9 protein-coding genes are annotated in these 11,912 nt (G+C 59.3%); 3 read left to right on the top strand and 6 right to left on the bottom strand.

Features of this window, described 5'->3' with window-relative positions:
• Window positions 1–45: 45 nt before the first annotated feature.
• From A3AC_RS0103495 to A3AC_RS0103455, 6 genes are all read right to left on the bottom strand, one after another.
• Window positions 46–987 (bottom strand): VOC family protein, encoded by a 942-nt coding sequence (locus A3AC_RS0103495; protein WP_156924563.1) that lies wholly within the window; start codon window positions 985–987, stop codon window positions 46–48.
• A 53-nt stretch (window positions 988–1,040) separates the two neighbouring features.
• Window positions 1,041–2,789: an FAD-binding protein gene (locus tag A3AC_RS28990; protein ID WP_035474515.1), complete on the bottom strand. Its 1,749-nt coding sequence runs from the start codon at window positions 2,787–2,789 to the stop codon at window positions 1,041–1,043.
• 181 nt (window positions 2,790–2,970) lie between these two features.
• Window positions 2,971–3,804 carry an oxidoreductase gene (locus A3AC_RS0103485; RefSeq protein ID WP_025597341.1) on the bottom strand — a complete coding sequence of 278 codons (834 nt, stop codon included), beginning with the start codon at window positions 3,802–3,804 and terminating at the stop codon, window positions 2,971–2,973.
• Window positions 3,805–3,899: 95 nt separating this feature from the next.
• The gene (locus tag A3AC_RS0103480) at window positions 3,900–5,231 is read right to left on the bottom strand and encodes an MFS transporter (protein ID WP_025597339.1); all 1,332 of its coding nucleotides are present in this window, start codon (window positions 5,229–5,231) and stop codon (window positions 3,900–3,902) included.
• Window positions 5,232–5,309: 78 nt separating this feature from the next.
• Window positions 5,310–6,527 (bottom strand): porin, encoded by a 1,218-nt coding sequence (locus A3AC_RS0103475; RefSeq protein ID WP_025597337.1) that lies wholly within the window; start codon window positions 6,525–6,527, stop codon window positions 5,310–5,312.
• Window positions 6,528–7,380: 853 nt separating this feature from the next.
• Entirely contained in the window at window positions 7,381–7,677 is a 297-nt protein-coding gene (locus A3AC_RS0103455; RefSeq protein WP_156924562.1) for a hypothetical protein, read from the bottom strand.
• 60 nt (window positions 7,678–7,737) lie between these two features.
• Here A3AC_RS0103455 and A3AC_RS0103450 point away from each other — a divergent pair, with 60 nt between their 5' ends.
• The 3 genes from A3AC_RS0103450 (at window position 7,738) to A3AC_RS0103440 (ending at window position 11,783) form a co-directional block, all read left to right on the top strand.
• Window positions 7,738–9,069, top strand: coding sequence for an MFS transporter (locus A3AC_RS0103450; RefSeq protein WP_084515345.1), 1,332 nt, complete (start codon window positions 7,738–7,740; stop codon window positions 9,067–9,069).
• Window positions 9,070–9,153: 84 nt separating this feature from the next.
• Entirely contained in the window at window positions 9,154–10,542 is a 1,389-nt protein-coding gene (locus tag A3AC_RS0103445) for an FAD-dependent oxidoreductase (RefSeq protein ID WP_084515343.1), read from the top strand.
• A gap of 161 nt (window positions 10,543–10,703) precedes the next feature.
• On the top strand, window positions 10,704–11,783 hold the full coding sequence (locus A3AC_RS0103440; RefSeq protein ID WP_198017961.1) for an alcohol dehydrogenase catalytic domain-containing protein: 1,080 nt from the start codon (window positions 10,704–10,706) through the stop codon (window positions 11,781–11,783).
• The last annotated feature ends 129 nt before the right edge of the window (window positions 11,784–11,912 follow it).

Here is an 11,912-nt window from a genome sequence, read left to right as displayed (position 1 = left end):
CACATTATGGTGGGCTCAACGACCCACAATCACTCAAGACTGTTTTTAGAATGTCCAGGAACTGGCGGAACAGAATCCCCATCGGATGCCAAGGGTTTCTGCGGCATCAGTAAACAGCGCCTCCTTAGCGCGCTTGAACGGCACGCGCTGCGCCGTGAGGTGTGCTGCCACCTTCGCCAGGTCTTCGACTTCGAACGTTATGCCGACATAGCGATCGCTATTTGCCACGGCGCCATTAATATCAAGGATGACGCCGTTGCGCGGCGTCGCGAAACGCAGGTTGGACTTCGCGTAAGCGATGCTCACGTAATCTGAATCGAGCGACTCGTCGTGCCCTTCATCGACGATCTTGCCGCCCAGCACATCGACATAGAGGCGAATAGCGCGGGCGCGATCGAGAGTCAGGACATGGTGATAGGCTGAGCGCACGATACCCAATGGATCGTTGGCATCTACCCGGCCGTCCTGCCACTTCGCCGACAAGCGCGGATCGCCTTTCTCCGAGTAATAGTCCCAATGCCTGCGGCCCATTTCGAAGAACTCGTAGGTCAGGCCCGTGTCTTCGGGAACGGACCATATCATCGGGCAATCGGCAACGAGGTTCGATGGCGGCACGTCGCCGTTATGGATGACGGCCCCCTCTTGATTCCGCGTGCGAAAACCATGTTCCTCGAGCTGGATCGAGACCGCCTTGATATCATCCGTGTACCACGCGATATCGACGAGTTGGCGGACGTCCGGATACACCGCTTTCTTGCCGCCCGGCAGCTTCAACAACGGCGGGCACAGGGCGTCAAGACATACATCCGCGATCACATAGAAATACGAGTAGTTAAGCGGATATGTCGGATTGAGCCATTCGACATTCCACTTCTCCTCCCAGCGAACCGGCGGTCGGTTGAACACGCGAGCAAACCACTCGGTCGTCTGATCGAGACTATCGACAAGCACGGTCGGGTGGAACATCATCGGCATCGGATTGAACACGCGTTGATCCTTGTTTATTTGAGCGAGGAATAAATGTTCGAGCGGAGCTCGCATCAGCCGACCTGCTGTGCACTCATGGCGGCACCCGTAAAGCGTGCGATGTCGGATTTGCCCGCCGCATGCATCATCGCGCGATAAGCGAATGTCAGCGCCGGACCCAGCGTGGTGCCCGGGCCAGGATAGGTACCGAGCATGACCGAGGCCATATCGTTGCCACATGCATAAAGCCCAGACATCGGTTCGCCGTTTTCGCCGATTACCTGCGCGTCCGCGTTGGTGCGCAAGCCCGCGCTGGTCGCGATATCGCCGGGCCACACCGCGAGCGCGACGAACGGCCGGTGCTTGATCTCCGCCAGGCATGGATTCGGCTTCACGTCCGGGTCGCCGTTGAAACGGTTCAGCTCGGTCTCGCCCTTGCCGAAATCGCCGTCCTTGCCATCTTGCGCGAACCCGTTGAAGCGGCGAACCGTGTTCGCCAACGCCGCGGCGTTTACATTGAGCTTCGCCGCAAGCGCTTCGATCGACTGCCCAACATGGATGTACCCGTTGCGTTCGAACGGCTTCAGATTGCGCGTGCCCGGATAGATTGCGCCGAGGCCGTACTTTTCGACAAAGACTGCATCGCAAATAAGCCAGGCCGGCGTGCCACGTGCAGGACCGGCGTCGGACAGCATCGCCTCGACAAAATCGTGGTACGAACATGCTTCGTTGACGAAGCGCTGTCCCTTGTGATTGACGGCGATCAGGCCCGGCTTCGCGCGATCCAGCAGAAGATGCGGAAACAGGCCTTTGGTTCCATCGTCACGGTTAACGACGGACATCGGTGTCCAGAAGCCGCCACGGCCATGTTCCTTGACCGCAATTGCGGCGCCCGACTTACGGCCCAGGTCGATGCCATCGCCGGTGTTCGCCGGACATGCGAGCGAATAGTCTTTCGGGTTGGTCGGCATCAGTTCCTCACGTAACGTGGTGCTGTGACCGAAGCCGCCCGTGGCAATCACCACGCCCTTTCGCGTACGAATCCGCATCGTGGCGCCATTGCATGCGACGACCGCCCCCATTACGGTGTTGCCCTCAGTGATCAGACTGATCGCGCGAGCATTAAACAGAAACGGAACATTCCGCTTGCGAAGACTATGAAACAGGCGCGCAACCAGTGCATTGCCCATCGCGAGACGCGTACCGCGGCTGTAGCGCGTTCGGTCAAGCAGATACCGCATGACCAGACGGCCCGAATAGACGAAGTTTTTGACCGAGCGGAAGCGACCGAGCAAGGGCGGCAAGTCCGCCTTGCTCACCATCATCCCGCCGAGCAGAAGGAACTCTCTGATGGGCGGCCGCACACGTTCGAAGGCCTCGCCGAGCTGCCGACCGTCGAACATTTCCGGAACCAGCGCACGGCCATACACTGCGGCGCCCGGTAGGTCGCGATAGTCGGGATGCTTGCCACAGGGGACGAAACGGACATCCGACCGCTCACGCAGATAGTCGACCGCGCGCGGGCCGGTGGCCAGGTACGCGTCGCGAATCGGATCGCGCTCGTCGCTGCCGGTCAGCGCCCGCATATAGCGCTCGGCATCCTGTGGATCGTCCTTGAATCCGGCCTCGAGGCTCTGTCGATTGCCCGGAATCCAGATCGAACCCGCAGACGTCGATGCAGTGCCGCCCACCAGTTCCGTCTTCTCAATGACCAAGGGCTCAAGGCCTTCAATCGAAGCGATAAGCGCTGCCGCCATCCCACCGGCTCCGGCACCCAGGACGAGCACACCGACTTCCCTGTCCCAGGATTGTTCAACTGACATGGTCTGTCTCCAATTCTCATTAATCCGTCATGCGACCTATAATATCGTGTCGCTTGACCTATCAGCAATGGTACGAAGGCCAGGGAAAACGCGAAGATCGTTGTGTACGCAGCGAAGCTCGAGGGATGCGAAGGCAATGACCTTGGCGCCGATGAGCAGCAAGCCGCTGCGTTTCGTGTGTCTATGCTTCGAAGTCCGTCGAAACCGACAAGAATCGCCAAAGATCCGCTTCTGCTCGCAAGCTATCTGCCTTCTTGTTCACTGCGGCATATGCGTCAGTTCCCGCGGCAAAACGCACGGGCGGTACTTCAGTAGCAGCGAGCGCAACAATGGCGTCGCCGAGTTTCGCGGGATCACCGGCTTGGCGATGATTTCGTTCCGATATGCTTTGTTTCTTGAGAGCAGCGGCCGACTCGTAATCGTCGATAACGATATCGCCGTGCCTGACCGAGCGCGGGTCGAGAAAATCCGTCCGGAAGTAACCCGGCTCGACCACCGTCGCCTTGATCCCGAAGCGCTGAAGTTCGAGATGCAACGACTCCGACCACCCTTCCAGGGCAAACTTCGTTGCCGAGTAAATTGACGAACCGTCGAAGGCGACCAGGCCGGCCATGGATGAAATCGTAATGACGTGGCCCGAACGCTGCCCACGCATGATAGGCAGTATCTGCCGAGTGACGCTAAACACCCCGAATACGTTCGTCGCGAACTGACGGCGGATGGCTTCGTCCGACGTCTCCTCGAACGCGCCTAGTTGTCCGTAGCCCGCGTTATTGACCAGCACGTCGATCCGACCAAATCGCTCAACAGCCTCCGAAACAGCGGCTTGAACGGCGGCGATATCCGTTACATCGAGCCGAACGGGAAAAAGTCGCTCGCCGTAACCGTCAAGCGCTTCGGCGACCTGCGCCGGGTTGCGCGCCGTGGCCGCAACCTGATCGCCGTTCCCAAGTGCTGCTCGAGCGATCTCCAGGCCCAACCCTCGGCTCGCGCCCGTGATAAACCAGGTTTTCATAAGTCACTCCTCTTGTTACGACAGGTTTATGAAGTCTGTTGCTCGGATGTGTGGAGTGTTGGACGCGTTGGTCAGGAGGGATCGTCATAGTGGCGCTAGAAGACGCTTGGACTCTGATTGTCCGCACTCCGACGCTGGCCGCGCCCCTTCGCCAGTGGGGCGCTCTCTCTCACCGTCATCACCGTGAGAAGAGAAATGACTGCTGCGCCAACGACAAGAAATGCCGGTGCAATCTTCATCCCGCTGACCTGGATTAGAAGCGTTGCAACGAATGGCGTCGGTCCGGCAAACGTGGCAATCGCGATGTTGTAGCCGACGTTAAACCCGCTCAATCTCCGCGCGGTCTTGAACACCTCCGTCATTGCCGTTAAGGCCGCTACTTCGTAGACCGCGAAAATCAACGCGAGAGTGACGGCCGTTATGAGCGAAACTGCGAAGCCACTCGACGATAAGATCACAAACCCTGGTATGGGCGCGATCATCAGAAGCATGAGACTGCTCAACATTGCAGGACGCCGGCCGAAACGGTCGGTGAATCGCCCAGCGTAGGGCATTATCACGATCGTCCCGAGCAACACGGCTGACATGACCCATTGCGCCGAGACCGCGTCCAGTCGGCCCACTCCAGAAAGGTAGGTTTGGAGATATACAGTGATGACATAGCTTCCGACGGATAACTGCGCCATCAAGCCGATGACCTGCAAGATGCTGCGCCAGTCGTATCGCAGGCTGTTCCATAGGGGACTTTTTTCCAGTTCTCCTGCGTCCTGTAGCTTCGCAAACTCCGTGGACTCGTCCAGTCTTGAGCGCATCCAGACTGCGACGAGCGCTGTCGGTAGCGCGATAAGGAAGGGAATTCTCCAGCCCCATTCGTGGAATGCCGCTTGCCCCAACCCAGCGCGCAATGCGGTAAGCAGAAGAGAGGCCGCGAGCAGTCCCGCAAAAGACGTTTGAGGAATCACGCTAATGTAGCGGCCTCTCTCATGGGGCGGCGTCGACTCCGCAAGGTAACCCGCCGCTCCGCCATATTCGCCACCGACAGCAATGCCCTGAACAATGCGCAGCACCATTAAGATTACAGGGGCGATCAGGCCGGCATTACTATAGGTCGGCAATATCCCGATTGCGGCGCTCGACAAGCCGGTCAGGAGGACGAGTAGTGTGAGGATGCTCTTGCGTCCGATCCTATCGCCGAGCTGCCCGAAGATGACCCCGCCGAGGGGACGGAAGAAGTAGGCAACGGCAAATATCGCGAACGTTTTCAGCAGGTTCGCAGTAGGGTTGTTACCGGGAAAGAAAGCGCTGCCCAGCTCGCCCGCAACATAAGCGTACACAACGAAGTCGTACCACTCGAAAGCGTTGCCGGCCGAAATCGCGAGCAATTGGCCACGGGTCAATCTGGATTGGCCTGCGTCAGCATTTTGCATTAGGTCCCCCTTTGCAAGTCTCTATGACCCGTTTAATGAACTTTCGCATGAGCGCGAGAGGCAGCGTCGACGTGTTCGTCAGAATCGGTGACGCATACCGATTCGAAAAACGGCCTGTCGAGAAGTGTTGGACGGCGTGACAGTCAGAAAAGATGCCACCGCGGGCTGGCCGGTCGAATCGGTGCCGTGCGCGATCTGATAATCGGCCATGAAGTACACGTCGGTACGCTTCGATAACAGGTAATCAAGGGTCGCGCAGAAGGTGTGATAGCTGGCGCTCGCCTTTCCATCAACGGCTCCGCCGACGAGGTAGTCGTATGAACCATTGAGCCAAAGGAACGGCGTCAGCGCATAGCTAACATAGGGAGAGTAGTTGTTAAAGGAGGCGGTACCGGTATAGCCGCGCGGATTCGTAAGCGACAGAGTACCGGAAGCCGGATCATTCAGATTCCGAAAGCTGATATGGGAGTAGTTTGCGCCGACGAAAAAGCCGGAACCTGCGTATTGGATCGCACCACCCGCGACCTGGTAGGTAGAGGCAGAGGCAAACGCGCCATAAACGGGATTCGCCTGAACGCCTGAGATCGCGCCCAGATTGCTCGCCGTCGCCGAACTATTAGCGTTATTTCCCCAGAAGGACCGATTGGGATCGCGCACGTTAAGAAACGCGGCCGCGACGGTGAGTCCTCCAGTCGCATACGAGGCTCCAAACGAAAATATACTGTTCCTTCCAAAGGAGCCCGCAACCCCACCAAAGCTATACAGCCCGCTCGCTACGAACCCGCGGTAGTTGTTCGTGGTGAACTTGACAGCGTTATTGACGCGGTAAGTATTCCCAAAGTTGTTGATATCGTTATTCTGGACTGAGTAAGTTCCGTTACCGACGGCGCCAGTTAATGGGCCGATGAAGTCAACAAGCGAGTCATACTGACGGCCCACCGTCAACGTTCCATACGGCGAAGAAAGTCCCACATACGCCTGTCGACCGAACAAGTCGCCCCCTTGCTGGAAGTTGCCAGTCCCGACATCAAAGCCGTTCTCCAATACGAAGATGGCCTTGTAACCTCCGCCAAGGTCTTCCGATCCTCTCAGCCCCCATCTATTGCCCTGCATGATGCTGCTACTCATCCAGTACTGCTGTCGTCCCGTCCGCACGCCGGAAACTATTGTCTGTGCATTGTTCGTAAAATTCAGACCAAAATCGATCACCCCGTACAGCGTCACGCTACTTTGAGCGTAAGCCGTATGGGTGACCAACAAAGCCGCGGACGCGGACACCAGCTTGATACGGTTCATGCGGAGTCTCCTGATATCATTTTCTTTAACGTGTGCGACCGACAGCTTCACCGCTTCAGGTACCGAGACCGGTCATCGCCGTGATCGAAATCAAACACGTGAGCTATACTACTGTGTCACTTGACACACTAACAATCCTGGTACATTCACTGATCTATAGAGTTTGAACCGCGACGGTCAACTGAACGCCACCTCGCAGGTGAGCGCGGCAGACCTGCAGTTTCTCGGGAAACCCCAGCATTTCGTGCTGCGGACCGCATAGCACGGACTGTCCTCCGTGTTCGGGGCGGCATATGCTTTCCCCAAAATCAGGCCGACGCCCCACCGATCCGAACCAATATCTGTGACCTAAATATTGCGGATCTAGCAAGCTTTATGGCCAATAGAGTTGGCGGCCCCTAGACTTGGGCGGCCCGTAGCGGGCGCGGCCTGCCCCGCGCAAGGTAGTGGCATGGCATCAGTGATCTCGACGTGAAGCTGAGCAGCGTTTTCCAGACGGAGGAGAAGCCTGCAAATCTGATCTGATCCGTCGTCGACCAAGCGCACGTTCTGCATCGCCATGACGGACATCAGCCAGATTGTCCTGCTGCCCACCTGCTGAACGAGCTATACACCGTCGCACCGAAATTGCAGCTGAAGGTTCAGACACACAGGTTGCGACGTCGCGAGCGCTTCACAATGGACAAGTCGGTGCTCGAGGTGCCGAACTATCGGGTCGTCGCGAAAATGGTTTCGCGAACCGATCTGCTCGCGACCGTCCCGCGAAAACCTGTCGAGCTGACAAGTTCGACCACGGACATGCAGGGTTTCCCTCGCCTTTCGACAACTTCTCACGGTGCGACGTGAAGCGACATTAGCAAGCGAGAGGAAGCATCATGATGCGGGCCATTGATGGCTGCGCGCCCTGCTCCAGCTGTTCGCCGAAGTTGACTGACGCATACCAGTGCAAGGTCAGTTGCGCCCGTGTACCCCGCAGTCGATCCCCCAGCACGCCGCCCCACGAGCCACCGTCGGCCACATCTATTTTGTTGATATGGCGTATTGGCGAGGCTTTATGGACTTTGAGCGGCAGGTGAGTACGATCCATCGGGATAAGCAGAGGTAGCGCCTGAGCCCGCCATTCACGGATGACCGGGGGCATAGTGAACAAGACCTTTTTGCTTATTTTTATTAAACAAAAGAGTCTTGAAGACTTGGATAGGAGACATTGATGGACAGCATTAAATCAGGTGTACCAAAGTTGACCCGGGCCCAGTTGTACTCGGTGACGGCCGGCAATGCATTCGAGTATTACGACTTTGTGGTGTTTGCCTTCGCTGCGACGGAAATTGGTAGCCACTTTTTCCCCGGCAATGATCCGACGGCAAACCTGCTCAAAACCTTCGCTCTGTTTGCCGTTGCATACTTCTTCCGCCCGGTGGGGGGATTCATCAGTGGCACGCTGGGCGATCGGTACGGACGCAAGCCCGTGCTCACGACGCTGATCCTCCTGACCGGGCTCGCAAGCGCGCTGATCGGCGTCCTGCCGACCTATAGCCAGATCGGCATATTCGCGCCGATCTTGCTAACGGTGATTCGCGTTATTCAGGGTATTGCCGTTGGCGGCGAATACGGCGGCGGCGCGACATACATTGCCGAGTCAACGCAGCCGCACGAGCGCGGCCGTTACATTGCCCGGGTACCGCAATCGTCCTATATCGGGCTCCTGGCCGCCTCGCTGGTACTTCTCGCGCTGCGCACTCAAATGAACGGGACTGACTTCCATGAGTGGGGCTGGAGAATCCCGTTCTTCCTGGCGCTGCCGACGGCTATTGTCGCAGTCTGGATGCGCATGAAGCTCGATGAGTCGACGGAATTCGTCAAGCTGCGCAACGCGGGCGAAATCGAAAAGAGCCCATTGAAGAACAGCCTGCGGCACGACTGGCGCGGCATCCTCGTGGTGATCGGTCTGATGGTCCAAATGTCGGTCGGCGGTTACGTGCTCTCGATCTACCTCCAGTCATATCTTTCGCGCGTCGGCGTTCTCACGGCAGGCGAGGCGCAATGGGCCATTTCCATTCTGTTGACGGCTGTGATCATTTCGATGCCGTACGCAGGTCGGCTGTCGGACCATTTTGGCCGCCGCGCCACCATGTTCGTTACGCTTGGCCTGCTGATCATTCTGCCTGCGCCAGCATTCATGATCATGTCGACAAGCGGATTCGGCGTCTCGCTGGTGGTCTCCAGCGTACTCGCAATGCTCACTGCAGCGTATGGCGTGGTAGCTCTGGCGTCGATCACCGAGGTGTTCGTGACCGCGCGTCGCCTGAGCGGGTTGAACATTGGCTATAACGTGGGCATCGCGGTTTTCGCGGGCCCGGCGCCTTTCCTTGCCACGCTCCTGGTCCAGATGACCGGCGACAAAATCGCGCCTTCGTACCTCGTTATCGGCGCAGCGGTCATTTCGTTGCTGACCGTGCTGTTCGTCAAGGAGACTGCCCCGCGCGTGCTGGAGCGCGACCAACGGCGCAAGCTGGAGGTTCGAGCGCAACGCGCATCCTGACAGCACAGCATTAACTTCGGGCGCTCCCGTGTTCAGGGGAGCACGAAGTTCGTACCACTTATCGAAGCAACAAGGAGACACATCATGACTGAGTCTGCACCTTCCCGGGGCGACCAGAAAGCAGAATGGGATATCGTCATTTGTGGAGCAGGGATTTCCGGCCTGGTGGCAGCGCAAATCGCCGCAGAAACCGGCCTGAAGACACTGGTCCTTGAAGCGAATCCTACCCCTGGCGGGAACGCCGCGATTTCCGGCGGCATCATCTGGGCCCCGGATGGCGGCCTGTCCAAGTTCAGGGAACTGGTACCGGAAGGCGATGCCGACTTGCAACGTGCCTACCTCGATCATTTCGAAGAGGCATTGGGGTGGCTGGAAAGTCACGGACATGCATTGGCGCCCACATCAGACATGGGCGGCCTCGGGAGCGGCCGCGCGATGCTTGCTGGACAAGTGGGCCGACGCGAGGAATACATGGCCAAGATGGCGAGCACCGCCGAGGCCAGTGGCGCCGTGATCCGCTATAGCACCCCGCTCACCGGTGCCAAGCGGGTGGGCGGACTCTTCGAGATTGCTGCCGGCGGCACGGTCTTACATTCGCGCGGTCTGCTTCTGGCCACCGGCGGCTTCCAGGGGAACAAAGACCTTCTTGATCGCTTTATCGGCTATGGGGCCGGGGACGCGCTGTATCTGCGCTCCTCTCCGACGTCGAAAGGGAGCGGTCTTCTCACCGCCATTTCCCTCGGTGGCGCATGCAGCCGCAACATGATGCGCTTCTACGGCCACGTAATGCCCGATGGAAAGGTGCCGCTGAATGAAATCGGCCCGCTCGCCGTCTATATGTCGCGTCAAGGCGTGATGTTGAACACGCGTGGCGAAAGATTCGCCGATGAAACCGAAGGCCGGCTCGAGGAGACAAACTCGCAATATGGCTGGAGCCAGCCGCGAGGCTACTTCTACCTGGTGTTTGACAGCCGGATCTATCGCGATTTTGGCTTGCGCCCGGTGTTCTCCAAGGAATTGCCGCAAATCGACCGACTGCAGCGCTGGCGCGAATCAGGCGCGCAGGTGTTGACCGACGATACGCTCGAGGGCCTTGTGGCGCAATTGGCCGCGCAGGAAGGATTCGATGCTGCCCGCACCCAGCGGCTGCTGCACGAATACAACGCCGCATGTCGCGCCAAGGATGGCAACACGCTGGTGCCGCGCCGGAATGACTGCTTGTTCCCGCTTGAAGAGGGTCCCTTCTACAGCCTTCGGGTACGGGGCGGCATTACGGCAACGAGCGGCGGAATTCAGATCGACCCGAACGGTCACGTTCTCGGCTTCGACGGCGCCGTTATACCGTCGCTTTACGCGGCGGGCACGGACGCGGGCGGCGTGTTCGGCAAGACTTATGGCGGGTTCCTGGGCTGGGCACTGGTATCCGGCCTGCTGGCCGGCCGGTGCGCGGCCCGCGAACTCCAAGGCAGCTGAGAGCGGCTTCATGCGCGGCGGCCGGTTTTCCCTCGGCGCCGCACTGCGGCCCCCCGCTTCTACAGGCCACGTGAGTCGATCGGCCTCCCCGCTTCAGTGCTCGCGTGACCCAACACTACCGTCTACATCGTAGATAAATTCCAATTTGATACGGAGTCCCTATGTACAAGCCCATGTGCTGCTCGATGCTCGGAGTACAGCTCGCGCACCCCGGCGAAGTGGTCCTCACGGACGTACCGCGCCCGACGCCCGGCCCGAACGAAGTGCTGTTGCGCGTGCTGGCCGCAGGCATCTGCCAGACCGACCTGCATATCCGTGCAGCTACCGATTCGCGCACGCCGGACGGGACGACGCTCGGCCACGAAATTGCCGGCGTCATCGAGGAATGCGGCGACGGCGTCACACAATGGAAAACCGGCGAGCGCGTAGTCGTCCATACCTGTTGGTCGTGCAAGACCTGTTCGGCGTGTCTGGCCGGCCGCCAGAACGCTTGCCGCAAGACGCCGCGACTCGATATTCCGCATTGCCCGGGCGTGACGAAGAACGGCGGTATGACTCACTACGTGACCGTGCCTTCGGACACCATCATGTCCTTCGGCGACCTCGACCCGGCCATCGCCGCCACGCTAACCGACGCTGGCCTGACGCCCTATCACGCGATTCGCACCTGTAGCGATCTGCTGCATCCGGGCTCGACCACGGTCGTCATCGGTGTCGGCGGCCTGGGTAATCTCGCAGCGCAGATCCTTCGCGCCATTAGCGCAACGCGTATCGTCGCCGTCGACATCTCTGACGCCGCCCTCGAGGCCGTGAGTCCGTGGGCTGACGTCAAGCTGCGCGCGGATTCGCCCACCTTTATCGACGACGTACTGTCGCTGACCGAAGGTTGTGGCGCGGACGTCGTCATCGACTTCGTCGGCAATGACAAGAGCCTGCGCCAGGCCGGTCTGATCGTCGGCCGCTATGGCGCGATCCGCTCGGTGGGCCTTAACGGCGGCACGCTGCCGTTCGTCTCGCGTTCGGCCGGCAACCCGCTGCCGCGTGGCGTCACGCTGATGTGTCCACAAGGCGGGACCTACTCGGACCTTGCCGCCGTCATTGCCCTCGCGCAAAGCGGCGCCATTCGTCCACTCGTCACCCGTTACCCGCTCCGCGACGCGATCAAGGCTTTCGACGCGCTCGAAGCAGGCACCGTGCGGGGCCGTGCCGTGCTGATTCCAGAGGAAGAGCCGGCTGCGTAACGGGCCAGCACACCGCTGCGAAGGAAGGCCGGCGCGCTAACTCCGCGTCCATTGACGCAGCGTTGGCTACACCAGGTGACATAGGGAGGCATCAAAGCGCTTGCCGCCCTCTCCATGTCACTCGTAGCC

The sequence above is a fragment of the Burkholderia sp. WSM2230 genome (assembly GCF_000472445.1).
GTDB lineage: Bacteria > Pseudomonadota > Gammaproteobacteria > Burkholderiales > Burkholderiaceae > Paraburkholderia.
This window is presented reverse-complemented; position numbering and strand designations above follow the sequence as displayed.